This is a genomic window from Bacillus sp. COPE52 (genome assembly GCF_003355115.1).
GTDB classification, from domain to species: domain Bacteria; phylum Bacillota; class Bacilli; order Bacillales; family Bacillaceae_G; genus Bacillus_A; species Bacillus_A toyonensis.
The window spans coordinates 1291198-1317116 of sequence record NZ_CP031292.1 but is presented as its reverse complement, the minus strand read 5'-3'; the positions used below and the strand labels follow the sequence as shown (position 1 = coordinate 1317116).

Annotated in this window: 24 protein-coding genes; 6 read left to right on the top strand and 18 right to left on the bottom strand. The window is 35.6% G+C overall.

Annotated elements, in window-relative coordinates; translation table 11 throughout:
• Position 1 precedes the first annotated feature (1 nt).
• Both DPQ31_RS06585 and DPQ31_RS06580 read right to left on the bottom strand, forming a co-directional pair.
• A complete protein-coding gene (locus DPQ31_RS06585; protein ID WP_000521658.1) occupies positions 2–673 on the bottom strand; it encodes a response regulator transcription factor in 672 nt (223 codons plus the stop codon).
• Positions 666–1640 carry a YncE family protein gene (locus DPQ31_RS06580; RefSeq protein WP_208731708.1) on the bottom strand — a complete coding sequence of 325 codons (975 nt, stop codon included), beginning with the start codon at positions 1638–1640 and terminating at the stop codon, positions 666–668. The genes DPQ31_RS06585 and DPQ31_RS06580 overlap by 8 nt, the downstream gene beginning before the upstream one ends.
• Positions 1641–1776: 136 nt before the next feature.
• Between DPQ31_RS06580 and DPQ31_RS06575 the strand changes: the two genes are divergently transcribed.
• The 4 genes from DPQ31_RS06575 to DPQ31_RS06560 all read left to right on the top strand — a co-directional run bounded on the left by DPQ31_RS06575 (position 1777) and on the right by DPQ31_RS06560 (position 7033).
• Entirely contained in the window at positions 1777–2892 is a 1116-nt protein-coding gene (locus DPQ31_RS06575; RefSeq protein WP_000898653.1) for a CdaR family transcriptional regulator, read from the top strand.
• 116 nt (positions 2893–3008) lie between these two features.
• A complete protein-coding gene (glcD, locus tag DPQ31_RS06570) occupies positions 3009–4421 on the top strand; it encodes a glycolate oxidase subunit GlcD (RefSeq protein ID WP_000890749.1) in 1413 nt (470 codons plus the stop codon).
• Positions 4418–5746, top strand: coding sequence for a (Fe-S)-binding protein (locus DPQ31_RS06565; protein ID WP_208731707.1), 1329 nt, complete (start codon positions 4418–4420; stop codon positions 5744–5746). Before glcD ends, DPQ31_RS06565 begins: the two co-directional genes overlap by 4 nt.
• Positions 5747–6211: 465 nt before the next feature.
• Positions 6212–7033 (top strand): CAP domain-containing protein, encoded by an 822-nt coding sequence (locus DPQ31_RS06560; RefSeq protein WP_000747570.1) that lies wholly within the window; start codon positions 6212–6214, stop codon positions 7031–7033.
• Between the two features lie 39 nt (positions 7034–7072).
• Here DPQ31_RS06560 and DPQ31_RS06555 read toward each other — a convergent pair whose 3' ends face one another.
• The 11 genes from DPQ31_RS06555 to inhA1 all read right to left on the bottom strand — a co-directional run bounded on the left by DPQ31_RS06555 (position 7073) and on the right by inhA1 (position 20191).
• Positions 7073–7678, bottom strand: a complete 606-nt coding sequence (locus DPQ31_RS06555; RefSeq protein ID WP_000241828.1) for a DUF1648 domain-containing protein — start codon at positions 7676–7678, stop codon at positions 7073–7075.
• A 91-nt stretch (positions 7679–7769) separates the two neighbouring features.
• The gene (locus tag DPQ31_RS06550; protein WP_000448340.1) at positions 7770–8693 is read right to left on the bottom strand and encodes an RluA family pseudouridine synthase; all 924 of its coding nucleotides are present in this window, start codon (positions 8691–8693) and stop codon (positions 7770–7772) included.
• A gap of 98 nt (positions 8694–8791) precedes the next feature.
• On the bottom strand, positions 8792–9208 hold the full coding sequence (locus DPQ31_RS06545; RefSeq protein WP_000490306.1) for a hypothetical protein: 417 nt from the start codon (positions 9206–9208) through the stop codon (positions 8792–8794).
• 101 nt (positions 9209–9309) lie between these two features.
• Positions 9310–11502, bottom strand: coding sequence for an MMPL family transporter (locus DPQ31_RS06540; RefSeq protein ID WP_000856447.1), 2193 nt, complete (start codon positions 11500–11502; stop codon positions 9310–9312).
• A gap of 109 nt (positions 11503–11611) precedes the next feature.
• Positions 11612–12259, bottom strand: coding sequence for a phosphatase PAP2 family protein (locus DPQ31_RS06535; RefSeq protein ID WP_141559829.1), 648 nt, complete (start codon positions 12257–12259; stop codon positions 11612–11614).
• A gap of 59 nt (positions 12260–12318) precedes the next feature.
• A complete protein-coding gene (gene potD, locus DPQ31_RS06530) occupies positions 12319–13368 on the bottom strand; it encodes a spermidine/putrescine ABC transporter substrate-binding protein PotD (RefSeq protein ID WP_000772488.1) in 1050 nt (349 codons plus the stop codon).
• A 36-nt stretch (positions 13369–13404) separates the two neighbouring features.
• Positions 13405–14205 (bottom strand): spermidine/putrescine ABC transporter permease PotC, encoded by an 801-nt coding sequence (gene potC / locus DPQ31_RS06525; RefSeq protein ID WP_208731706.1) that lies wholly within the window; start codon positions 14203–14205, stop codon positions 13405–13407.
• Positions 14206–14211: 6 nt separating this feature from the next.
• The gene (potB, locus tag DPQ31_RS06520) at positions 14212–15060 is read right to left on the bottom strand and encodes a spermidine/putrescine ABC transporter permease PotB (RefSeq protein ID WP_000715502.1); all 849 of its coding nucleotides are present in this window, start codon (positions 15058–15060) and stop codon (positions 14212–14214) included.
• Positions 15057–16040 carry a spermidine/putrescine ABC transporter ATP-binding protein PotA gene (gene potA / locus DPQ31_RS06515; RefSeq protein WP_000720326.1) on the bottom strand — a complete coding sequence of 328 codons (984 nt, stop codon included), beginning with the start codon at positions 16038–16040 and terminating at the stop codon, positions 15057–15059. The genes potB and potA overlap by 4 nt, the downstream gene beginning before the upstream one ends.
• 237 nt (positions 16041–16277) lie before the next feature.
• The gene (locus DPQ31_RS06510; protein ID WP_000028367.1) at positions 16278–17645 is read right to left on the bottom strand and encodes an aldehyde dehydrogenase; all 1368 of its coding nucleotides are present in this window, start codon (positions 17643–17645) and stop codon (positions 16278–16280) included.
• Positions 17646–17803: 158 nt separating this feature from the next.
• Positions 17804–20191 (bottom strand): M6 family metalloprotease immune inhibitor InhA1, encoded by a 2388-nt coding sequence (gene inhA1, locus DPQ31_RS06505; protein ID WP_097957223.1) that lies wholly within the window; start codon positions 20189–20191, stop codon positions 17804–17806.
• Positions 20192–20536: 345 nt separating this feature from the next.
• Between inhA1 and DPQ31_RS06500 the strand changes: the two genes are divergently transcribed.
• Both DPQ31_RS06500 and DPQ31_RS06495 read left to right on the top strand, forming a co-directional pair.
• Positions 20537–20671 (top strand): anti-repressor SinI family protein, encoded by a 135-nt coding sequence (locus DPQ31_RS06500; protein ID WP_000276222.1) that lies wholly within the window; start codon positions 20537–20539, stop codon positions 20669–20671.
• A 79-nt stretch (positions 20672–20750) separates the two neighbouring features.
• Complete coding sequence (locus tag DPQ31_RS06495; protein WP_000578873.1) at positions 20751–21074, top strand: helix-turn-helix domain-containing protein; 324 nt, start codon at positions 20751–20753, stop codon at positions 21072–21074.
• A 74-nt stretch (positions 21075–21148) separates the two neighbouring features.
• Here the strand turns inward: DPQ31_RS06495 and calY are convergent, their stop codons facing one another.
• The 5 genes from calY to DPQ31_RS06470 all read right to left on the bottom strand — a co-directional run bounded on the left by calY (position 21149) and on the right by DPQ31_RS06470 (position 25772).
• Positions 21149–21742 (bottom strand): biofilm matrix protein CalY, encoded by a 594-nt coding sequence (gene calY / locus DPQ31_RS06490; RefSeq protein ID WP_000053720.1) that lies wholly within the window; start codon positions 21740–21742, stop codon positions 21149–21151.
• Between the two features lie 426 nt (positions 21743–22168).
• A complete protein-coding gene (locus DPQ31_RS06485) occupies positions 22169–22948 on the bottom strand; it encodes a DUF4047 domain-containing protein (RefSeq protein ID WP_208731705.1) in 780 nt (259 codons plus the stop codon).
• A 120-nt stretch (positions 22949–23068) separates the two neighbouring features.
• Positions 23069–23656, bottom strand: a complete 588-nt coding sequence (locus tag DPQ31_RS06480; protein WP_199631465.1) for a CalY family protein — start codon at positions 23654–23656, stop codon at positions 23069–23071.
• Positions 23657–23720: 64 nt separating this feature from the next.
• On the bottom strand, positions 23721–24290 hold the full coding sequence (gene sipW, locus DPQ31_RS06475) for a signal peptidase I SipW (protein WP_000767788.1): 570 nt from the start codon (positions 24288–24290) through the stop codon (positions 23721–23723).
• A 195-nt stretch (positions 24291–24485) separates the two neighbouring features.
• Complete coding sequence (locus DPQ31_RS06470) at positions 24486–25772, bottom strand: D-alanyl-D-alanine carboxypeptidase family protein (protein ID WP_087970699.1); 1287 nt, start codon at positions 25770–25772, stop codon at positions 24486–24488.
• Positions 25773–25919: the final 147 nt, after the last annotated feature.

The window sequence follows — 25919 nt, the reverse complement described above, 5'->3', positions numbered from 1 at the left end:
GTTACACCTCAAATTTATAGCCTACACCCCAAACAGTTTGAATGTAGTTTCCACTTTCTCCAAGTTTCAAACGCATCGTTTTCACATGTGTGTCTACTGTTCTTGTACTTCCCGCATAATCATACCCCCACACCTTTTCAAGCAATTGTTCCCGGCTAAATACTTGTCCTGTATGTTGGCAAAGGAAATATAGTAAATCAAACTCCTTTACTGTAAGAGAAATCGGATCGCCATCTGCCTCAATCCTCCTACTTTTTTCATTAATAAGAATGGGACCAAATTGAATCTCCTCTTGCTGTTCTTGCTTTGTATAACGTCTTAGTACAGCTTCCATACGAGCAATTAATTCACCTGGACTAAACGGCTTTACAATATAATCATCTGCTCCCATGCGTAAACCGTTCACCCTATTCCACTCTTCACCTTTTGCCGTTAAAAATATAATTGGCACATCTGACGTTTTTCGAATCTCTTTGCAAACTGAAAGTCCATCCATCTCTGGCATCATAATATCTAATACAACGAAATCATAATGATCTGACTCTAATTTTTTAAGAGCCTCTTTTCCATTTTCAGCTTCTCCCCACTCGTATCCGAAGTTATCTAAGTACATTCCGACAAGTTGCCTCATGTCACTTTCATCATCTACAACTAGCACTCTATATTTACCCATTGTCCTTCCCTTCCCTCTCTATGAGTTGAAATGGTCCTTTTCCGACTTTAATTGTTTGTTTTATTTTCATACTCTTCATATCCATGACGCACACTTCATCACTATCATAACTTGCTACATATCCTTCTGCCCCGCTTTTCAAAAATGCAAATGGATTCGAGCCTACTTCAACGGAAGCTACCTCTTTATACGTACTAATATCAAATTTTCTAAGCGTATTCGAACCATGGCTTAATGCATATACGTACTTATTATCTTTCGTTATGTTCACAGGCATAAACGGAGCGTGTAAAGAACGTACCATTTCGCCGCTCTGTAAAGAATACACTAATACTTTCTCATTCACTTGATTTCCATCACCATGTCCGCCAATCCATATCTCTTTTCCATCCGGACTAATCGTTGCTCCTGTTGATGCTGGTGGAATCATAAAGGATTGTATAACCTCTTTTTTCTTTGTATCAATTGTCGTTAGCTTCGTATCATAAAAGTTTAGTACAGATAACTGGTTATGATACTCTACCAGGGTTATCGGTCCTTTTCCTGTTGAAACACTTCCTGTCTCTTTCCCTTCTATCGTAAAGAACCTAACCTTTTGTGCATTTTGATCGGCGGCAAACAATTGTTTTTTATCTTCTGATACAACCACATTTACAATGCCTTTTCCAGTTTTATATTTTTCCACTTGCCTTCCTTCTGCTAGTGAATATACATACATGTATTCTAACTGCTTACCATATACAAGTATGTCCTCGCCGTTTGGAAGTAGTGCAATTCCTGCCATCGGTTCATTTAATTCCCATGTCGTAATTAATCTATTAGTTTTTTTATCAATAAAACTAATACTGCCTTCTTTTATATTCGTTGTTATAATAATACTCTTATCTTCAGTAATTGGTGTATATGAACTTCCTTGACACCCTACTAATAGAAATAAAAAACAGAGAAGAAAAACATACTTTCTCAAAAGATTCCCTCCATTTTCGAATGATTTCGTTATAATTGTAAAATAACAAATAAATGTGTGGAAAGTGTGAAATCTTACTTTCTTATTCAACTTACATATATAATGTACAACAAATAGAATTTGAGGTGTGCAAATTATGCTTTTTCCTGATTTAGCGAATAAAATTGTACGGGAAGTACGTAGACTAATTACAGAAAATATTATTATCATTAATATACAAGGTGTTATTATCGCCAGTACAGATGCAAAAAGAATCGGTCAATTTCATGAGGGAGCACTCCGCTGCGCGAAACAAAAGAAAACCGTCATCATTACAAAAGAAGATGAACGACGGTTGCAAGGTGTAAAAGCCGGGATGAATCTTCCTTTACTATTTCATGACGAAGTAATTGGTGTTATTGGAATTACAGGAGAACCCGACAATATTTCACAATACGGAGAAATATTACGGAAGATGACCGAATTATTAATTCATGAAAACTACTTTTTAGAGCAATTAGAACTTGAACACCGTTCTTATGAAGCATTTGTCTTTGATTGGCTTCAAAATACAGACTGGTCTTCAAGTTTTCTCGATCGTGCAAAAACACTTGGCGTTGATTTATATAAGAAGAAACAACTTATTTTGTTTTCGATTGATCAAAATGATACGATGCTCCAGCGTAAAGTTTGGCAACATATTCGCAATCTATTAGCAAAAGACCATCTATTTGTTCGCTGGGGAAATGATCGATTTATTTTATTTTCAGCGATGAGCTCTAAAGAACAAACTTACCTATTTTTAAAACGGTTAAAACATGACTGTGAAACTTTATTTTCTATCCCTTTATATATCGGGATTGGGCAAACCGTTACGCCAAGCAAGATGCACATATCATATGAACAAGCACTACGAGCGCTTTCTGTGTCACTTGAAACGAAAAAAATTGTATTTAATGAAGATTTACGTTTAGAAATGTGCTTACAAGATATTTCTATCGAAACGCGAGAACAGTTTCTAGAGCGTACCATTGAAAACTTAGTACAATCTCCTGAGCTCATGCACACTTTACGTTTATTTATCGATTATAACCAATCTTATAAACAGACAGCTGAGCAATTACATATACACATTAATACATTGCATTACCGACTAAAAAAAATTGAAGAACATACCGGACTTGATCCGAAACAATTCAAAGATTTAAATGTTTTATACTTCGCACTCCTTTTATTAGATAATCATACAAAAAAGAACGATAAAACAGATTAATCTTCAGATGATTATACATAGAAAGAATCCTCCAACTTTTTTATCATTATAATGAAAGCACTGTTACAACGTTTTTATTATGACTAAACACGTTAACAGTTTGAGGGGGATTTCCAATGTTAGAAAAGCAAATTATTCATTCATTCGTATCCATTGTTGGCGAAGATAATGTAGATACATCCAATATGGGGCGCTTAACTTATAGTTATGATGCCACTCCAAACTTCCAAGCAATGCCTGATGCAGTCATTGCCCCTCGTAATACAAATGAAGTAGCTGAAGTGTTAAAAGTATGTAACTCTCACAAAATCCCTGTGTATGTTCGTGGTTCTGGAACAAACCTTTGTGCAGGAACTTGTCCACTAGAAGGCGGTATCGTCCTTATTTTCCGCCATATGAACAATATTTTAGAGATTGATGAAGAAAATTTAACAATTACCGTACAAGCTGGTGTCATTACACTTGATATTATTAAAGCAGTAGAAGAAAAGGGATTATTTTATCCGCCAGATCCAAGCTCGATGAAAATTTCTACAATCGGCGGTAATATTAATGAAAACTCAGGCGGATTACGTGGGTTAAAATATGGTGTAACACGTGATTATGTAATGGGTCTTGAACTTGTCTTACCAAATGGTGATATCATTCGTACTGGTGGTAAATTAGCAAAAGATGTTGCTGGTTACGATTTAACTCGTCTATTTATCGGTTCTGAAGGAACACTTGGAGTAGTAACAGAAGCGATATTAAAACTTGTTCCTATGCCTGAAACGAAGAAAACAATGCTGGCACTCTACGAAGATATTAATGAAGCTGCACGTGCTGTTTCTTCTATTATTGCAAATAAAATTATTCCAGCGACACTTGAGTTTTTAGACCAACCGACAATTGAAGTTGTAGAAGAGTTTGCACAAATCGGTTTACCAACTGACGTAAAAGCAATTTTATTAATTGAACAAGATGGTCCACCCGAAGTGGTCGATCGAGATATTGAAAAAATGGCTAACGTTTGCCACTCTATGAATGCAGTTGATGTTCGCGTTGCAAAAGATGAAGCGGAAGCAGATGCACTTCGTACAGCACGCCGTAGCGCACTATCAGCACTTGCAAGATTAAAACCGACGACAATATTAGAAGATGCAACAGTACCTCGTTCACAAATTGCTCCGATGGTTGAAGCTATTAATGCCATCGCAAAAAAATTTAATATTCCTATTTGTACGTTTGGACACGCTGGTGATGGAAACCTACATCCAACTTGTATGACAGATGCCCGTAATGAAGAAGAAATGCACCGTGCTGAACAAGCTTTTGCTGAAATATTTGCGAAAGCAATTGAGCTTGGTGGTACGATTACTGGTGAACATGGTGTTGGTGCGATGAAAGCTCCCTATTTAGAAATGAAATTAGGTAAAGAAGGTATTGCCGCTATGCAAGGGATTAAACAAGCCTTCGATCCAAATAACATTATGAATCCTGGAAAGATGTTCGCGAAAGACACTCGTAAAAGAGTGGTGGTTGAGCGATGACAACATTAAATAAAGAAAACATTCAAAAGGAATTTAAAGAACGATTAAGTGAAGATGAGCTACTAAACTGTATGCGCTGCGGGTTCTGCTTACCTACTTGCCCTACTTACATTCAATCTGGGTATAAAGAATCACATTCGCCGCGCGGACGTATCGCATTAATGAAAGCTGTCGTTGATGGTTTAATCGAGCCAGATGAAGATGTTGAAAATACTTTAAACGTTTGCCTTGGCTGTCGTGCTTGTGAACCTGTTTGTCCATCTGGTGTGAATTATGGACATTTATTAGAAGAAGCCCGTGATATTATTAATCAAAATAAAAAATTCTCTATGCCAGTGAAAGCCGTTCGTAAAATCGTTTTTGAAGGATTATTCCCACATCAAAATCGAATGAGAACTTTAACTGGACTTATCGGATTTTACCAACGTTCCGGCTTACAAACGTTAACTCATAAAACAGGTATTATGAAGTTATTCCCTGAAACACTTGCAACGATGGATCTCGTTTTACCAAAAGTCCCTAAAATGAAAGCAATGAAAGATCGTCCTACATTTTTATCTGCTGAAAGTACAAAGAAAAAACAAGTTGCATTCTTCACAGGCTGTTTAATGGATACGATGTTTTTAGAAACAAATAACGCAACGATGAAACTTCTTCAATTAGCCGGTTGTGATATCGTTATCCCGCAAACACAAAGTTGCTGCGGTGCATTACATGGACATGCTGGTGAAAAGAGTGGAGCAAAAGTATTAGCGAAACGAAATATAAAAGCATTCGAAGACTTAAACATCGACTATATTATTACGAATGCAGGTGGTTGCGGGGCTTACCTCGTAGACTATGATTATCTTCTAAAAGATGATCCAGAATGGGCTGAACGTGCAAAGCAGTTTGTTTCTAAAATTAAAGATATTACCGCTATTCTAGTAGAACTAGATTTCCATAAACGAACTGACTTACGACTCACGCCGCAAATTATTACGTATCAAGATTCTTGCCATTTACGTAACGTTATGCGAACATCTTCTGAACCTCGTATGCTACTAGAAGCCATTCAAGGCGCAACATACCGTGAAATGAAAGATGCGGATCGCTGCTGTGGTTCGGCTGGTATATACAACATTGTACACTCAGAATTATCAATGGAATTTCTAGATTATAAAATGGACCGTGTACATGAAACAGATGCAGCAACAATTGTCACTGCAAATCCAGGGTGCCTATTACAAATGAAACTAGGTATTGAACGTGAAGGTCTTTCTCAAAAAATGAGAGGAATTCACATTGTAGATTTATTATTAGAAGCAATTGAAACTAACTCGTAATAACTCGTAACATACGTAATAATAGGAAAACGGCTATCTCCTTCGTCTATGTAAAGAGATAGCCGCTTTTTTGTCTGCTACAACATTAAAAATATGTTACTTTATTATAAAAAAGAACAACAGAAACATTACAGTTTTGTAAAAAACAATCCATTATATTCCTTAAAAAAACGTTCAAACCATTGATACAATAGGATTCTTCATTTTCAATATAGGTACATTTATCCAAAAACCTCCTATTAAAACGAAGTATAAAAATGCTGAAAATTCCTTTTACACTCTACGTTTCTCTTATTTCTCTCCTTTTCTCTCCTTAGGATAAATTAGGTAAATTTTAAGTCTATGAATTTTTTTCCATCTTTTTTCTCGTAAATTGTATGCTACGATGGATTTGTCAGTCAGACAGGCTGTCAAAAACAAATCGTGTGAAAACAAATTAAAACTTTATATAGGGGGACACACATCATGAAAAAGCGTGTTTTATTATCTGTAGCTGCTGCAACAGCTCTTACTTTAGGAGTATCTTCTTTAGATGCACAAGCTGCAACAGTACAACCATCTAACATAAAGGTTCAAAATATTCAGCATTCAAAAGTGATGATGAAGCAAATGAACCAACAAGAGTTACAAGCATTCTTACAATCTATGGGAGTTGAATCATTAGCACAATGGCAACAAGGAAACTTCCAACCAAATTGCTTCGTTCCTGGTCAACAACCTACTGAAAATGTTGTAACTGAGCAACCAACAGCTAAGCCAGAAACTCAAAAGCCTGTTGAACAAAAACCAGCTGAGCAAAAGCCTGCTGAACAAAAGCCAGAAGCTCAAAAGCCTGCTGAAAACAATAATACGCAAAAACCTACAGAACAAAAACCAGCTGAGCAAAAGCCTGCTGAAGAAGCAAAATCTTTAAGCGAGTTCGAACAACGTGTTGTTGAATTAACAAACGCTGAGCGTACAAAACAAGGCTTACCAGCACTAAAAATCGATACTGAATTAAGCAAAGTAGCGCGTGTTAAATCTGAAGATATGCAAAAAAATAACTACTTTGATCATAACAGCCCTACATACGGGTCTCCGTTTGACATGATGAAGAAATTTGGTATTTCTTATACATCTGCAGGTGAAAACATCGCTCAAGGCCAACGTACACCTGAAGAGGTAGTACAAGCTTGGATGAACAGTGCTGGACACCGTGCAAACATCTTAAATAACGGCTTCACTCACATCGGTGTTGGTTATGTAGAAAGCGGTAACTACTGGACACAACAATTTATTACGAAGTAAATAGATAAAAAGAGTCTTCTCATAATGAGAAGACTCTTTTTAAGTTTCGTAACTTTCTATTATGTATGAATATAAAATGTAGGACATAAACAAAATAGATCCGCAACTTATTACGCTAAGCAATACATAAAATCCCCACTTCAAGTTCAAAAACAAGGAAAACAGTATACCACATGCCATCACTTGAAAAATTCGTCTACTCACTAAACGAATTTTTTGTAATTTAATTGGATCTTTTTCTTTACCCTTTATCTTTTTAAAATCTTTGCTAAGCATAAAAAGAAACATACTAATCCCGATCGTTAATCCTGTCTGAAAGGATATAAAACTTCCAAAATTAATAACGAGAATAAGCATATGAATAAACAACATAAATAAAGTAATCGTCTTTATAAATCCGCCTATAATGAAATGCTCTCCTCCATTAAACTTATATATATTATGTGAAATAATATACACAAATCCATGTAAAAAAATAATAAGAACCGGAATAAATGCAACAACAACTTGTTTACTCATAAATTCGTTCGGCCCACCATTTTCGTTCCAATGTACTGCCAAACGTTCTGGTAAATATGGATAGATGCATAGGGTAAATAAAAGACAAGCGAAAAATATTCCTAGTATATATTTATATTTGACCAAGTAATTCTCACCTCTCTTTTCTCTTTACGGCTTCGCTTCTTTTAGAGAAATTCCTGCAAAAATTTACTTTTCTCAAATTAAAACTTACACTTTACACATTTTCCCTTTGAAATTCTTTCATTATATTGTTTAATTTTGTAGGAAACGGTACATCAATTTCGATCTCTTCTTTCGTAATTGGATGCAAGAAATTAATTTTCATTGCATGTAACGCTTGCCCTGACATATATGTTGTTTGTCCACCATATAACACATCCCCAACTAGCGGATTACCATTATGGCTCATATGCACACGAATTTGATGCGTTCTACCTGTTTCTAATTGTAAGGTTACAAAGGTTGTATTGTGCTTTTTAAAATACTTTTCTACTTTATAGTATGTAATAGCTTCATCACCCTTTGGGGAAACACGACGTCTCGTAGCATGATGTCGATCCCTTCCAATAGCAGCGTCAATTGTACCCTTCTTCTTTTTCACTTTCCCTTCAACAAGCGCAGCATACGTTCTTTTTATTTTTCGTTCCATTAATAAACGATCCATAATCGCGCCAGCAATTCTATGTTTAGCAAACACGACACCACCTGTCGTATCTTTATCTAAACGATGAATATGGCGAACCTTCGTCTCTAAACCTTGCATTTGAAAATGAAAAGCAACAAGGTTTGCAAGTGTTCCCGTTCCACCTTTTTCGGCAGGGTGCGTGTCCATTTTCTCTGGTTTATTTACGATAAGTACGTGATCATCTTCATATACTACATGTAGCTCACCATATTCTGGCTCTACACCGTACTCTTCCTCCATAAACATGTGAACTTGGAATTTATCGCCCTCTTTTAAAAGCTCATTCCATCTTCTCTGTTCACCGTTAACAGTAACACCTTTTTCCATACGAAGCTGATGTAATAACTTTTTCGGTAGTTCCCATTCTACTTTTAATAACGATTCGATACTTATACCATTCCATTTAGCCGGTACAGTAATTTCGCACCATTCGCCCTTCTTCTTTGTTTCCATACTATATCACCTTATTTCTATTGATTCTCTCATTGTAACGGAAAACACGCTTTGATGCATCGTCAAAAATAGAGGACAGCCTTATAATCGACTGCCCCTCACGCTCTAAGCCTTTTCATTTCCTGCAATACTTCTTCAGCTTTTTGCTCATACGATAAATCTTTGAAGAAATCCGCCAATCGTTTATAGTCGTTGTATGTATCTAATAAGTCGTCTATTTTCTCTCCTTTCATAACTTGCTGCTTTTGCTTCATTTTTACTGGATACCGATAGCCCGATAGCTCTTGTATTTTGTAATACTCATCCTCTACTTGAATAACCTTTACAAGTTCCTCCTCTTCTGCGTCCATCGTATATCCATCAAACTCTCTAAGCAGTTCATAAATGATATGAGTCCATTCATCTTTTGGATAAAATCCTTTTTCTAATCGATAACCGACAATGCGATACATATGCCCATCGTTTTCTGAAAATTGTACTGTATCATTTAGCTTAAATTTGAAATAACGAAACATTGCCTTCACCTACTTATATGTAATGTTCTTATCACATACTATTTGCAAAATGTAGGCCTTGCTATTCATAAAAAAATACTCATCTATAAGATGAGTATTTTTTATGATGATTTTTCTCGTTTTTTCCGAAATGGCAGCCACCAATTCCAGTCTCCAAACAACTTCATTAAGCTTGGTACAAGCATAAGACGAATAACGGTTGCATCAAGGAATATCGCTAATGCCACGCCAAGACCCATTTGCTTTACTGGTAAAATATCAGTAAATGCGAACGCACCCGTTACAACGATCATAATTAAAGCAGCTGACGTTATAATTCTACTCGTTGAAACGAGCCCTTCTAACGTTGCTTGATCATTATCTCCTGTTTCTTCATAAAGCTCATGAATACGTGAAATAAGAAATACTTCATAATCCATGCTAAGCCCAAATACAAGGCCGAAAATGAAGATTGGTAATACAAATAAAACAGGACTCGCTTCTAAACCAAAATGACCACCCTCAAATAACCAAACGACAATTCCAATTGTTGCACTTAAACTAAGTACGTTCATAATAATTGCCTTAATTGGAATGAGTATAGAACGGAATGCAAATAATAAAATGACAAAGGTTGATCCGAATATAACTGACATACCAATTGCAACTTTATCTTTAATTTCATCTTCTAACTCTTTTTGGAACGTCGTCATTCCGCCTAGGTAGTACGTAACATCATTTTCTTTATAATTACTTTTGAAATCACGAACCCACTGTTTCGCAGTTTCTGTACGAGGCTTCGTATCCAAAAAGACTTCTATTATTGTCTTATTTCCTTTTGAGTACGCTTCAAATACAGGAGCTATTTTTGCCGCTTCTGGCGACTGCAATATACCAGCAACTTGATCTGCTTTCATTCCGGTTAACCCATCGTATAAACTTCTTACCTCATATACTTTCTCATCATCTTTTAACTTTTGAACAACTTCTTCTATCTTTTGTAAACTCTCTTTTTCTTTTATATTTTTTTTCGTCTCTACTACTAATGTAACATCAGCATGTGTTTGAACCGTTTTATTAAATGCTTCTTCATATTTCTCATAAGCAACTCTAGTGTCACTCTTTTCAGGTAACGCTTCAACACCAGGAAACTGCAAATTAGCTGTACGTAGCGGTAATAAACAAATAACAATAAATGTTGTAACAGCAATAATCATTATGATTGGATGTTTCATTACAAATTGTGCAAATTTACGCCATGCCTTTGCCGGTGTATGTGCTACTTGATTCTTTTTTAATATTCGTTTTCCAATTAAAGATAACAGTGCTGGAAGAAGTGTAAGTGAGAATAAAATACTCATAATCACAACAATCATCCCGCTTATGGCAACAGACTGAATATAATCAATTTTAAAGAAAAATAAGCCTGATAAACCAACGAATACGCATAATCCTGAAAATACGATCGCACGTCCTGCCGTTTGATACGTAATCGCTATCGCTTCTTTCACCGTTCTCTTCGCAACTTCCTCTCGAAAACGATTCACAAATAACAGTGCAAAATCAATGGATAGTGCAAGTCCAATCATCGGTGCAACATTTAATACGAAAATAGATAACTCTTTGTCGCTACCTATAAAATATAAAATCCCCATCGTACTAATGACACTAAGCGCGCCATTTACAATCGGTAAAATAGATGCCAAAAGGCTACCAAATGAAAATAGTAATACGAGAAATGCAATTGGTAAACCAATCATCTCTGCTACTTTTAAATCATTTTGTGTTCTTTCATTAATCTCTTGATTAATTTTTGGAAATCCTGTAGGTGTTACTTTTAATGCTGTATTACTTTCCTTCTCAATAGTATCAGCGAACTGTAATGTCTTTTCCATACGTTCTTTAGTTGTTTTCCCGGAAAATAATATTGTCGCATAACCGATATTATCTTGTAACATTTCTTTATTTTGCACTGGATGATGGAAAGATTCATATTTCTCGTTCTCTTCAACCTTCTTTACAATGCTCTCTATTTGCTTTTTAAAATCCTCATGTGAAGCATCCTTATTCCTTTCAAAAACAAGTAGGAGCGTATCTTGAGACCTCTTAAAATCTTTATCTAAAATTTCTTTCGTCTTTTGATAGTCCCCTTCCGTTTGAAAACCATCACCACCTAATACTCCCGGTAGCTTTGGAGCAAAAATACCGAGTGCTATCGCAAGCAATAGTAGCGCTACAATTACTGTATAACGAAACTGATACAAGAAAGTTCCTAACTTCCCCCACTTATCCACTTTATGTACATTTGTCTTCACACATTTTCACCTACTTTAAATAATTCAATTATCACTTATACTGTATCACATCTTCATACAAACAAAAAACGTCTGGAAAAACTATCATTATAGTGTTTCCAGACGTTTTTTATCTCTCTTTATTGAGCTGAAGCCTCTTAGTAAGTAAACGATGATAATAAATCGCGATAATTAACAAAATACCACCTACGCAATAACCTGCTAAAATATCAGTTGGATAATGTACATTTAAAATAACTCTACTTAATCCAATCGATACAATTAATATACCCATCGAAATGGTTATAACATATTTCCCAGTTACACTCTTCAAATTTGCCGCAATGATATAAGTAAGAAAACCGAATGTCATAATAGATAACATTGCATGCCCACTAGGGAAGCTATACCCAAGTGCATCTAATGCTTCATTTAACGACGGACGCTCCCTTTTCACAATTTCTTTTATTCCTTTATTAACGAGATGTGTGATCAAAATCCCCATTGGATACACGATCATTGCAGCATAATAACGTTTCTGCAAAAAAACAAGCAAACTTATAATAAGTATAGTTACAATTCCAATTGCTGATCCTAACTTTGTAAAGTATGAGAAAAAAGTAAGTGAGCTCTCCGTTTGTAACCCCTTTACTAATCCGCGGACATATGTATCCATCACTGTAACGCCACCTGCATGTACGCGCCAAGCAATAATACTAAATACCGTAAGTAATAAAATAACACATATTACCTCATACTGATGTAACTTCTTCTTCAAACGATTTCCTCCTACTATGAAAAAATGCGATTTCTACTTTAGAAACCGCATTTCCTTACTTATTTACCTTTTGTTTTTAATTCTGTCCAGTAACGATCATAGTCTTTTAACTTATCGTCTACATCAACAAGCCATTCTGTGCGATCTAATTCTTCTTTCGTTAAGAAGATCATATGGTTCTCACGATATTCTTTACTATGAAGAGGGTGAGCTTTTTCATTTGGATTACTGTACCCAATTGACTCGTAGTTTTTCACACTTACTTTCTCATCTAATAAATAGTTCATAAACTTCTCTGCAAGCTCTTTGTTTTTTGCACCTTTTGGAATTGCTAACGTGTCGGCCCAAATTGTGCCGCCTTCTTTTGGTACAACGTACTCTACATCTTTATTATCTTTTGCGATAAATGCTGCATCTCCAGACCAAACTGTTCCGATCCAAGCATCTTCTGTAATGAACTTTTGTTTAATGTTATCTGTATCAAATGCTAATAAATTTGGAAGTAGCTTCTGTAAATCAGTAGCTGCTGTCTTTAACTCTGCATCGTCTTTCGTGCTGTTTGAGAATCCATGCTTCTTAAGACCCATTCCTAATACTTCACGAGAATCATTTAGTAATGTTACATGTCCTTTATATTTCTCGTTCCATAAGTCAGCCCAGCTTGTAGGTGCTTCTTTCACATACTTTTTATTGTATGCAATCCCTGTTACGCCCCAAGTGTATACTAAAGAATATTTATTCTCTGGGTCAAATGCTGGCGTTTTGAAATTAGAAATCATATTTTCGATGTTCGGGATATTCTTCTTATCTAACGGCGCTAATAAATCCATTTTCGCCATTGTCTTAACCATGTAATCAGACGGCTGAATTAAGTCATACTTTGCGCCACCGGCTTGTAATTTCGCAAGCATTTCTTCGTTACTTGCATACTTATCATAGTTAATTTTTACGTTATATTTCTTTTCAAAATCTCTTAGCACTTGCTCATCAAAATTGTCAGCCCAGCTATAAATGTTTAACTCTTCTTTCTTTTCACCACAACCGGCAAGTACACCAGCAACAAGGCTAAAGCTAATTGCTGCGCCAGCTATTCTTTTCATTAATTTCATCGGTTTTACCCCCTCGTACTTTTTATATCGTTCGTATTATAAAGGAAGGTGTCCTCCAGAGTTTTCTTCACCATCTGCACCTTTGTTACGGAAGATTTCCGATAGCACCATTAATCCTACAATAACAACAATTAAAATTGTAGAAAGGGCATTAATTTCAGGTGATACTCCGCGCTTAACCATACTGTAAATGTATAATGGCAATGTTGTTGATCCTGGTCCTGATACGAAGAAACTAATTACAAAATCATCAATTGATAATGTGAATGTTAATAACGCTGCTGAAACAACTCCCGGTGCAATTGCCGGAAACGTCACATGGCGAAACGTTTGCCATGGCGTTGCTCCTAAATCATTTGCAGCCTCTTCTAAATCACGTCCCATGCTAGAAAGACGGGCCGCTAAAATAACAACAACAAATGAAATACTAAATGTAATATGTGCGATAATAATTGTTGTTTGTCCAAGTTCCATACCTAATTGACTAAATAGGATAAGTAAAGATAATCCCATTAATATATCAGGAATTAAAATAGGTAAATATACAAGACCATTAATGGCCTCTTCAAAACGATATTTGTAACGATGTAATGCTATCGCAAAAAACATACCAAGTATCGTTGTTACAACTGTTGTTATAACTGCAATCGTCATACTATTTACAAACGCATCAATAACATCTTGTTTTTGAAATAAATCTGTATACCAATGGAATGTAAAGCCTTCCCATTCCGCATTAATTCGAGAATCATTGAAGGAATATACCATTAAAACCATCATTGGAAAATACAAGAACAATAAAATTAACCAAGAATAAGAAACTAAAAACTTTTTCATTTTTGCCTATTCCCCTCCGTTCCCATCATATTTATATACTTTCGTTGCACGATAATATAAGTAAATTAACAGAACAGAGAATAGAACAACAATCATAGATAACGCAGATCCAAACGGCCAGTCACGCGCACCTAAGAATTGGTTTTGAATTACGTTTCCGATTAATGCTACTTTCGATCCACCCATCACGTCTGATACTACAAACATTCCGATAGAAGAAACGAATACTAAAATAGAACCAGTAGCAATTCCTGACATCGTCATTGGTACTGTTACATTCCAAAATGCTTTTACTGGTGTTGCACCTAAATCATAAGCTGCTTCTAGCTTACGCTTATCCAGCTGCTCAATTGCTGCATACACTGGTAAAATCATAAATGGTAATAAAGAATATACCATTCCAAGTATTACAGAAGGCGTATTATATAGTAAATTTAACGGTTCACTAATAATACCTAATTTTAATAACAGTGTGTTCACAAGACCTTGTGAACGTAAAATAACAATCCACGCATATGAACGAACAAGGAAGTTAATCCAAAACGGTATCGTTGCCAATAATAAAAGAATAGAACGATATTTACGATCAACAATTGTAATTGTATACGCAAATGGATAACCAATTAATAAACAAAGTACTGTTGTAATAACAGCAATCTTTACTGTTTCCCATAATGTTCCCATATACAATGGGTCAAACACACGTACTATATTATCTAACGTAAATTGCATTTCCACTGTTCCGTATGCTCCGCGCTGCATGAAGGCAAAACCCAATACGAATACAAGTGGAACTAGGAAGAAGATTAACAGCCACGCGACTGTAGGTAGTGCGAGTAATTTCCCTTTTTTCAATTTAAGGTCACCTCGTCCTCTTGCTCCCATCCTACATATACATTATCTCCAATGCTCCACTGTGCTGCTTCTTCAGCTGTTTGATACGCCATCAATAATTCTGCTGTTTTCTCATCACGTACATAAAGCTTTTCCATATTTCCAACAAACTCAATGTCTTCAATATGTCCAAGATGGTAATCTTCTAAAATTGGTTCTTCAACCGAACGTACCTTTACATTTTCAGGGCGAATTGCTACGTAGTCTTCCCCGTTTTTCACAATATTATTTTCACCGATAAATGTCGCAACGAACAACGTTTTCGGCTTATTATAAATTTCTTTCGGTGTTCCGATTTGTTCAATATGTCCTTTATTCATAACGACAATACGGTCACTCATGCTCATCGCTTCTTCTTGATCATGCGTTACGTATATGAACGTAATTCCTAAATTGCGTTGTAAGTTTTTCAATTCACGTTGCAAATCTTTTCTTAGCTTAAAGTCAAGCGCTCCAAGTGGCTCATCCAATAGTAATACACGTGGGTTATTTACAATCGCTCTCGCAATTGCTACACGCTGCTGCTGCCCACCAGACAGCTTCATAGGTTTACGATTACGGAACTCTAGTAACTGCGTTAAACGCATTGCCTCTTCAGCACGTTCTTTCTGTTCTGCCGCTGGTACTTTTTGCATTTTCATACCGAAACAAATATTTTTCTCCACATTCATATGCGGGAATAGTGCATAATGTTGGAACACTAAGTTCATATGACGCTTATATGGCGGCAAATCGTTAATCTTTTCATCATCTAATAAAAGATTCCCTTTAGTTGGAGTTTCAAATCCTGCGATCATACGAAGTAACGTCGTTTTCCCGCAACCACTCGGCCCTAAAATTGTTAAAAACTCTCCTTCTTTAATATCTAAAGAAAGCGGTGGGATAATCACTTGATTTCCAAAATGTTTTTCTACTGCTTCAACTTTAATAATTTTTTTCATTTTCCCGTCCTATCTACCTTAAATTTTAATTTTTATATTGATGAATAAATATTTATGTTTTATAGACTATTTTTTGTTTCGATCCAAACAAAATGGTTATTTAGCAAGCGTTCACTTCTATTCTTTATGTAGTATGTTTGATTCATTTTTTCATGATACATAATGTCGAACAGAAAAACCCCTTCCATTGCGAAGGGGCTATTATCATACGGCTACGCCTACTGATAAACACCATCATCATTTTAACAACTTTCGTATGAATTTTAAAGCACTTTTTGTAGAAGAGTAACGAATTTTCATATCGAATGCCGTAGATTGGGCTAAAATGCTTTTATAATGTGAAAAAGTCCGAAAACTTTCTTCCCCATGATAACTACCTAATCCACTACTTCCAACGCCCCCAAAAGGTAAATATGGCGTTGCAAGATGATAGACAACATCATTAATACACCCTCCGCCATATGAAATATTACTCGTCACTTTCTTTTGCACTTCTTTATTTTCAGAAAATACATATAGCGCTAACGGCTTCGGATGTTGCTGAATTGTGCCAATAACATCTTCTATTTTGTCATACTCTATAATCGGTAAAATCGGACCAAAAATTTCATCTTCCATAACAGCATCTTGCCACGTGATATCTGTTACTATTGTCGGCTCAATATGTAATGTATCTTTTTTATAGTTCCCGCCAATTACGACTTGACCATCTTGTAAGAATCGACATAATCGTTCAAAGTGACGCTCGCTCACAATTTTTACGTAATTATCATTGTTCAGTGGCTCTTTTCCATACTGCTCCGTAATTTCATGTCTTAACGCCTCGATTAACTGTTCTTTCACGGAAGAATGAACGTACATATAATCCGGTGCTACACATGTCTGCCCTGCATTTAAAAACTTACCCCAAACAATCCGCCTTGCTGTCACATCTATTTTTGCATCTTTATGTACAATACATGGGCTTTTTCCGCCAAGTTCTAACGTAAGCGGCGTTAACTCTTTGGCTGCTGCTTCCATCACAACTTTTCCAACACCAACACTACCTGTAAAGAAAATATAATCAAACCTTTCCTTTAACAATGCCGTACTCTCTTCTATACCGCCTTCTATTACCGCTACAAGCTCTTCTTGGAATAATTCCTCTAACATTCTCGTAAGCACTTTTGAAACGTTAGGCGTTAACTCTGACGGCTTTAAAACAACTGTATTCCCAGCTGCCAGCGCTCCTACTAGAGGTGCAATTGCTAACTGAAACGGATAGTTCCATGGCGCAATAATAAGCGTCACACCATACGGTTCTGGTACTACCTTCCCCTTCGATCCGAAATGAGTTAATGCTGTTCGAACTCGCTTCGGTTTACTCCACGATGACATATGTTTCAATTGAAAAGAAATTTCTTTTAATACATATCCCACTTCCGTTGTAAACGACTCATGAACTGACTTATTTAAATCTAATTTCAATGCTTGAAATATCTCTTCTTCAAAACGCTGAATTCCATCATAAAGCTTTTTTAAATTATTTTTTCTTGTTTCTATACTTCTCGTATATCCATTATAAAAATATTGCTTTTGTTTATTTACAATAGAAGAAATGCTCATCTATTCACCTTCTCCCACTATTTTTATCCAATTCTTTCATTATTTATATAGAACTTTTCTACTCGTAAAATTACATTATATATAATTTTTTCTTTTATATAAAATTCATTGCTCACAAAAAAACTACCGAAAGAAAATCTCTCGGTAGTTTTACGGTATTAACGGTATAAACGAACAGCACCTGCAGAATTATCATCAGCTTGTCCTACTACTTCAAACTTCAGACCAAGCTTCGGTAAAATACGTCCTGCATCTGGAATCTGTTGATTAATATACGTTTTCGAATCATCAAACTTCGGTACACCAGCTAAGCCATTGTACGTATACGTTCCACGCGTTGGAGATACAACTTGCCAAGCTGGCGTTTTGTCGAATGAGAACGCCGCATCAGCGATTTGGAATCGTGTACTACTTTCAACTGTTGGCTTACCATTTAAAGTTCCTACAATTGCTTCTGGATGAGAATCAACTACACCAAGGAAACCGTGTCCTGGATGTACACCAACCCAGTTATCTGTGTAAGCTGAATCTGCATACCATACAACCATACCAGTGTTATATTCTGGACCGCGAGCAAATTTCAAAGCGTTATCTGAACCAGCATAGTTTCTCCACTCTACATAGTAATTATGGTTTTTCTTCTCTGTTCCGTTAGAAACAGCAAAACCATCTAATTTGAATTGTGGTGTACCTTCTGCATCATCAGAGAATACTACTTTACCATCTACTGTTAATGAAGCATTATCAAGTAGGAAACCATTTAATGCTAAACCACCATCAGTAATGTAATCAAATGTTAATTTTACTTTCTTACCTTTGAATTGACTTAAATCATATGATTTGTCAATCCATTTTCCATTTGTCGAGTCTGCATTTCCACTATTTGCTTTCTCGCCAAGTCTTTCAAGTAACGTTTGTTGTCCATCTTCTGTTACAGCGTGTACTTCAAGGAAATCATACTCTGCCTCGATTTCATATAGTGACTTGAAATCGAATTTCGCATTCGTTGCATTCGTTAAATCGAACAGCGGCGTTTCCAACTTCGTATGAAGATCGTCACCTTTTGTGCTGTAATAGTATTGTTTACCAAATGCTGGCGCAATTGTTTTTATATCTTTATCTGGTAAGTTAACACGAATCATACCTGGTCGGTTAGATTTCGTAACACTTTGGTCTAAATATGTTGCTAGACCAATACCTTTATTTAATTTCTCGTAATCTACTTCTACGATATTTGCCCAGTTACCACCGATTGTTTTTTGGAAAAACTCTTTATTTTGTGGTGATAAACTTGTTGGCGTTGTTCCAGCGATTTTACCCGCCCAGCTTCCGCCACTCATAATAGACCAAGCTTGAATTGGCTCACCAGCACCGCTATATTGCGTATCATACTCATCTGGAAGACCTAAATCATGACCATATTCATGTGCGAATACACCAACCGCGCCGTCTTCTGGTTCAATTGTGTAGTCGAATGCTGCCATCTTTCCGCCCCAATATGGAACTTTCGCTTGCGTACCTTCAATTGCGAACGGCTTTGGTCCAACTGTCCAGCGATGTGACCAAATTGCATCATCACCTAATTTACCACCGCCAGCTTCTTGTCCAACACCCGCATGAATAATCATTAAGTGATCGATTAAACCATCCGGTTGATTTTGATTTCCATCACCATTTACATCGTATTGATCGAACTGATCAAACTGTGATAAATCAAGACCGCTATCTACAGCTGCTTTTAATGCATCTTTTACTAGATCACGTGGTCCTTTTGGTCCTTTATTATCATGACCTGTAGCAGCATCTGCACCGTAATCAGCAGCTTTACCAGGAACTGTTAACCATTTTGTAACTGTTCCGTCCACTGTGTAACTACCACCGGATTGCTCTTCGTAATATTGTTTAAACGTTTCGATTTTGCTTCCATCCTCTAATGCGAATGGCTCATCACCGAATAACATTTTTTCATAGTGTTCTTTGTTAAAGTCTTCCGAATACATATAACCAGGTTCTTTATCAATGTTGTTATGTTTAAAGTCAGCGTACTCTACAAGTAAAACAAGTACCTTATCTTTACGAACATCGCCGTTATATGCTTTTTGTTTTGCTGGAGAAGTTGGTACTTTACCATTTAATCCGCCTTTAACTGGGCCTGTCGCTGCAGGTGTCCCTGTTGCTGGCTGATTTAGTTTTTCTTTCGTGTCTGCTTTCGCATCTTTCACTTTCTTTAAAAAGTCTGATGCTTCTTTCGTAAGTTGATCCCCATTCGTTGCTTCTTTCCCAGGATTTTCACCCTTTTTGTTCTCTACATACTTTTCGACAGCTTTCTTTGTTTCTTTCTCTGAAGCTGACGAATCAATTACCCCACGCTTTTTCAGTGCATCTGCTAAACGCTCTTCTGGAATTAAATGGTCATCAACTGGGCTCGTAGCTGCTTTATTCCCAGGCGTTTCAGCGTACACAGACTGAGTGCCCGCGCTAAATGAAAGACCTAATACAGCTGTCAAAGCAATTGATGATAATACTTTGAATGGTTTCTTGTTCATCCCTTATTTCCTCCCCTAATAAATAATATGTATTACAATTTGAATTTTATTAAAAATTCAATATTTTTTCAATATTTAGTTATATTATGTAATTTTTTTAATATATTTGTAAAAATTTCATAGTTAGTATACGGATATATCACAATTCAACAATGTTTTCTGAAAATATTGAAAGTTTTTATCGAACAATTTATAATTATTTCCATCGAGGGAGTTTAATGGGGATTTTATCTTTGTTTTACCTACACAATATTTGATAATTCGATACATAAAATAAAAAATTCGGTTTTATTATCATTTATTCTGTAGCAGCAGTTATGACCGATAATTAGGGAGGAATTACAATTGTACAAAGATAAGACGGACACACTGGATCAAGAATGGATTGATTTAATACTTGAAGCTCTAGATGCTGGTATCGCCCTACAAGATATCGAACACTTTTTCCAACGTATGAAGCCATCAAGTCAAGCTCAATAGCCTTGTTCTTTTTAACGAAGTTTATGTTATAATAATGACATCATAAGACGACGACATATTGATAGAAAGGTGCGCAAACATGATTGGAGAACGTATAAAACGCCTTCGTTTACAAAAAGGTATTTCATTAACTGAACTTGCCGAAAAAGCTGGTGTTGCTAAATCTTACATTAGTTCTATAGAACGAAATTTACAAAAAAACCCTTCCATTCAGTTTCTTGAAAAAATCGCAGCAGTTCTACAAATTCCAGTTGATACTTTACTTCATGACGAAACAGAAAAGGAAGCTCGCCTAGACTCCGAATGGACACAGCTCGTTAAAGACGCAATGAACTCTGGTGTCTCTAAAGAACAGTTTCGTGAATTTCTTGAATTTACACAGTGGAAGAAAAATCAAAAATAATATATAAAAAGGAGTGCTTAAAAACTGGCACTTCTTTTTCTTTATAAAAAAAAGCGGGGGATACCCGCTTTTTTTTATTTTTCTTCCCCAGCTTCTTGGTTAGCATTGAATGTCCACTCTAAATTCAATGTATCACCTTGGAATTTATTTTGGTCTTGACCATTATCTTCGAATACAAATTGTACCCATAGATAATCCTCTGTACCAGCTTCTAATCCACCTTTTTCTCCCCACTCAGGAGCAAAGATGTCTTTAGCTAAAAGATCTGGATCCGCATTTTGTAAGTCTGCTAAAGTTGTTTCATATACAGGCTCACTTTGTTTATCCCAGTTCCAAATAAATTTTACTTTAATGTGCTTGCCAAAGTCTTCCCCAGCATTATCATTTTTTGCATCTTTCACAGTATACTTTGTTGCTAATTTAACGTCTTTAATTGTTAACGAACCATCGTTCTTTAGTAAGAACTCTTTCTTAACAGAATCCCCTGGTTTTAAATCTTTAATATCCACAAGCGTTTTAGGGTTTAATGTAAGATCTAACGTCCCAGCTGCAAATGTATTATTTGATACTTCTTTATCGCTAAAGAATGCAAACGTTCCTCCACCAATTAAAGATAACCCCAATGCTGCTGATGCAACTCCCATACCTAATTTCTTTTTCAGACTCACAATCAATTCCCCCTAGCTGTTTTTTGTATTTTTACATTGCTATCTCTTATATAAATTAAGAGATGTAAATAAAACTATATTAGCGATGCTAATATTTGTTCTTTTTCAAAAACCTTAAGTTCATTATAACGAACAAACTTATGTAAATACAACAACATTTTTTAGTATTTTCAATTATTTTTATTTCTCAATATTGTTTTGATTTTTCAGAAAATAATATATGCTACTTTATACTAATTTATAACTTTTTTCACACGCAAATACATTTCATATTATAAGAAAAAAGAAAGACAAAGAGGTGAGGGCTAACGTCCCCTCACACTCATATAAACATTAATCGTTTTGCTTATTCGCTCGTTATCTCTTGCACCACATTCTTGTTTTCCAGCTGTTTCACTAAAGCAGTTACCCCGCTTTTATCTGTTTCTATTTTTTCTGTTCCTCTGCTTTCTTCTGTTCTTCTACTTTCTTCTGTTCTTCTACTTTCTTTTGTTCTTCTGCTTTCTTCTGTTCTTCTACTTTCTTTTGTTCTTCTACTTTCTTCTGTTCTTCTACTTTCTTTTGTTCTTCTGCTTTCTTCTGTTCTTCTACTTTCTTTTGTTCTTCTACTTTCTTCTGTTCTTCTACTTTCTTTTGTCCTTCCGCTTCAAGTGCAACGTTTAATTGTTGCTGTAGAGCCTGAATTTGCTCATCAATAGCTTTCAAACTAACTTCTTTCTCAATATAATCTCGCTTCTCTTTTATAATCTGAAAGCCTTCATTCACATATAAGGCTACTTTTTGAATCGACTCATCTTTAGTTACTTTTAATTCTTCCTGTATTTGGTTGTAAGGAGCTTCTATTTCAGTATATACATTTTGCAAGGCTTCCTTCTCAGAAACAATTTTCTCACGACCTTGTTGCCATACAGAAATTGCCTGTTTTATTTCTTCAATAGAAGTTACTTTCAGTTTCCCCTTCATTGTTCCATACTCATGCTCAATAAACTTTTTATGTTGCTCAGCCTGTTCTTTTAATGTAGTAACTGTTTTCGGAAATATAATTGCTGTAGAAATACTCGCTTCTACTTTCGTTTCATGAATGAATGCCGCTTCTGTATGCGTCATAACTTGAGATCCTAAATAAAACGTAATAGAGCACATACACGGCAATATAAGCATCTTTTTTAAATTACGTGGTCTTTTCAGCATCTTAATCTCTCCCATCGAACATTCCGTTCTTTATACAGAACATTATCTTTATTATAATAAAGAACTATATAAAATGATAGCTATATACTAGAAAAATAGAAAAAGGGCTATCCATATGATAGCCCTTTTTTATTATTATCTTTCTTCACCTGCTGTTTGTTGTGCATCAAACGTCCAATTTAATTGTAACTTATCGCCTTGGAATTGATTTTGATCTTTTCCATTATCAACGAACTCAAATTTCACTTTGAATTTATCAGATTTACCTGCAGAAATACCTTTTTCATCCCAGAACCAAGCAGCTAAATCATTATCTACGGCTGTAAGTGTGTCACCTTTCAATTTATCTAATGTAGTTTGTTTCACAATTGTCTCATGCTTATCTATATTTTTTAAGAATGTTACTTTAATATGTTTACCAAAATCATCTTTATTATCTTTCTTTACATCTTCTACATTATAATCTGTTTTCAGTAGAACCTTTTTAATATCTAAAGAGCCTTTATTTTCTAGTTTAAATTCTTTTTCAATTGTATCGCCAGGTTTTAAATTCGATACATTAACAACTGTTGATGGATTTAATGCTAAATCAAGTGTACCAGCCGCAAATGTATTGTTTGACACTTCTTTATCACTGAAAAACGCAAATGTTCCTCCACCAACTAATGCTGCTCCTAGTACTGCTGATGTGATACCCATTCCTAACTTTTTCTTTAAAGTCATGTCCATATCCCCTTAATATATATATATTTGTTAACTTCCTAAACGGAAAGTATAACCAAACGAACTAGACGGATTGTTCTACTTTTTTATCTTTCTTTTCTCCGTCAATGCTACGAATAGCGCCAAAAATAGAAATCGCGGAATAACCAAGTAAAAAGACGCCTGGAATAATAAGAAGTAATGCTGCTCCCGCTTTTGAATTCGCATAATTCAGTAAATAACCAACGTACGGAACTGTAATATCTGCATATTTCCCAACTACATTTTCTGCAAGTACTGGTTCTAAATCTGGTCCGTTGTTGTTATCCCCTTTTGTTTCATACATTACTTTTCCATTTGTATCTTTCACACCGATAATACGGTGAGTGATAATTTTTTGATCTTTCTCTTTAAAGGTAATAACATCACCTTTTTCATATTTAGAACCATCTTTCTTTGGTTCTATTGCAATGATTGATCCTGTTAAAAACGTCGGTTCCATCGATCCTGAAAGAACGCTCTTAAACTGATATCCCATCACTGTCGGATCCCCACCGCTCGCTTTTGAAGAAATGACTACAAAAGCTAAGAAAACCATCAATGCAAATAAAACAAATGAGATCGCGTTGCTAATTATCTTCCAAATTAATTTCATCGTCTCTCTCCCTCTCCGTTGTTTTATATTATTTGAAGTATGCAATGCTTCTTTTGTTCTTTAACAAGAACACAAGTAAATGATATAACGAACTTCGAGTTATTGCAATAAGAAAATTTACAATTATTAGTTAAACTTCTTTTCCGCATATAAAAAAGACTGTGACAAAATCTCTTCACAGCCCTCATGCTTTTTTTACTTTTCTTCTGATTTTATTCCTTGTCTATTATGGCGCACCACAGCATATATAATGACTCCAACTAATACAATCGCACCTATCCCAATACTTATCACTTTCACATTTGACTCTTTTATTTCAGGCTCAATTGTATCTTTTTTAGGCATCGCAAAAGTAACATCTTCTTTTGAAAGAACATTTATCGTCGCAATTGTTTGATTATTTTTCGTAATATCAACTGCACCAACTACCTCACCACGATGGATTCCCTTATGATACAAAGAGTCTTTATCTAATGAAGCGGCCCGAAAAATAGTTTTCACATTTTTCCCTTCATCTTTCTTAAGCACAAGCTCTGCACTTTTTTCAAGTTCGCTATCAATATCTTTATTTAAATACGTTGTCTTTTGATGCCAACTATGTTTATCTAGCACCGTTTGTTTCGTAAATTGCCCAAAAGAATATTCCGCCATCTGCTTTAAATCCTCATAGATTTCAGGTCTTTGAGAAGCCATTACTACATTTATAATACGATTTCCATCTTTCTCATTTAATAAAACGAGCGTATTACGTGCCTCATTCGTAAACCCCGTCTTACCGCCGATACTATATGGGTTCTCAAAATAAATAGATTTATTAAAAATAGACACCGTCTGCCTAGATGTAGTAACTGTCGTTCTTTTCGTATTCATCGCTTGCAAAATTTCAGGATACTTTTGCACACCCCTCGTAATCATAGCGATATCATACGGCGTCGTATAATGGTTCGGATCATGCAGTCCATTTGGTGTTACAAAGTGACTATCTGTAGCACCTAACTGTTTTGCCTTTTCATTCATCATATTAGCAAAATTCTCAACACTTCCACCAATATGCTCTGCAATCGCATACGACACATCATTCGCACTTAACACCATTAAAATCATAAGCGCGGTATTTCTATTCACCGTCTCACCGGGTTGAAACTCAATTTGATAATTGCTCTTCTCTTGATCTAATGCTAATTGCGAAAATGTAAACTGATCCTCTGGCTTCGTATGCTCCATTAACAAAATCGCTGTTAACACTTTCGTCACACTAGCTGGATACGCACGATGATGTGCATTTTTGTCATACAACAAATCACCTGTTTTCGCATCAATCGTAGCTGCAAACTGACTAAAAACATTTGGCCCTTCCTTAGGTGGTGGTGCCACTTGCTCCGGATTCACTCCAATATTCGTCTCAGCACGCAACGTCATAGGTGTCAATAAAAACAAACTAATAACTGTAATAAAAACCAAAATCTTCTTAAAATTTACCATATGACTCTCCCTTTTCACTTTACTCCTACAAATAAAAAATGAATCTACCAATCTATATGTAATTTGTATTAAATTGGAAGAAAAATCACTATTTTTTACTATATCATATTTTTACGATAAAGGACATAATTATACAATAAAAATAAG

Bases quoted from the DNA above. Each gene is read 5' to 3' on its own strand.
- DPQ31_RS06495 (WP_000578873.1), top strand. From the start codon at position 20,751: ATGATTGGAGAACGTATAAAACGCCTTCGTTTACAAAAAGGTATTTCA.
- DPQ31_RS06470 (WP_087970699.1), bottom strand. From the start codon at position 25,772: ATGGTAAATTTTAAGAAGATTTTGGTTTTTATTACAGTTATTAGTTTG.
- DPQ31_RS06550 (WP_000448340.1), bottom strand. From the start codon at position 8,693: ATGGAAACAAAGAAGAAGGGCGAATGGTGCGAAATTACTGTACCGGCT.
- DPQ31_RS06585 (WP_000521658.1), bottom strand. From the start codon at position 673: ATGGGTAAATATAGAGTGCTAGTTGTAGATGATGAAAGTGACATGAGG.
- DPQ31_RS06545 (WP_000490306.1), bottom strand. From the start codon at position 9,208: ATGTTTCGTTATTTCAAATTTAAGCTAAATGATACAGTACAATTTTCA.
- DPQ31_RS06485 (WP_208731705.1), bottom strand. From the start codon at position 22,948: ATGGGAGAGATTAAGATGCTGAAAAGACCACGTAATTTAAAAAAGATG.
- DPQ31_RS06510 (WP_000028367.1), bottom strand. From the start codon at position 17,645: ATGAGCATTTCTTCTATTGTAAATAAACAAAAGCAATATTTTTATAAT.
- potC (WP_208731706.1), bottom strand. From the start codon at position 14,205: ATGAAAAAGTTTTTAGTTTCTTATTCTTGGTTAATTTTATTGTTCTTG.
- DPQ31_RS06565 (WP_208731707.1), top strand. From the start codon at position 4,418: ATGACAACATTAAATAAAGAAAACATTCAAAAGGAATTTAAAGAACGA.
- glcD (WP_000890749.1), top strand. From the start codon at position 3,009: ATGTTAGAAAAGCAAATTATTCATTCATTCGTATCCATTGTTGGCGAA.
- potD (WP_000772488.1), bottom strand. From the start codon at position 13,368: ATGAAATTAATGAAAAGAATAGCTGGCGCAGCAATTAGCTTTAGCCTT.
- DPQ31_RS06480 (WP_199631465.1), bottom strand. From the start codon at position 23,656: ATGACTTTAAAGAAAAAGTTAGGAATGGGTATCACATCAGCAGTACTA.
- DPQ31_RS06575 (WP_000898653.1), top strand. From the start codon at position 1,777: ATGCTTTTTCCTGATTTAGCGAATAAAATTGTACGGGAAGTACGTAGA.
- DPQ31_RS06560 (WP_000747570.1), top strand. From the start codon at position 6,212: ATGAAAAAGCGTGTTTTATTATCTGTAGCTGCTGCAACAGCTCTTACT.
- potA (WP_000720326.1), bottom strand. From the start codon at position 16,040: ATGAAAAAAATTATTAAAGTTGAAGCAGTAGAAAAACATTTTGGAAAT.
- sipW (WP_000767788.1), bottom strand. From the start codon at position 24,290: ATGAAATTAATTTGGAAGATAATTAGCAACGCGATCTCATTTGTTTTA.
- inhA1 (WP_097957223.1), bottom strand. From the start codon at position 20,191: ATGAACAAGAAACCATTCAAAGTATTATCATCAATTGCTTTGACAGCT.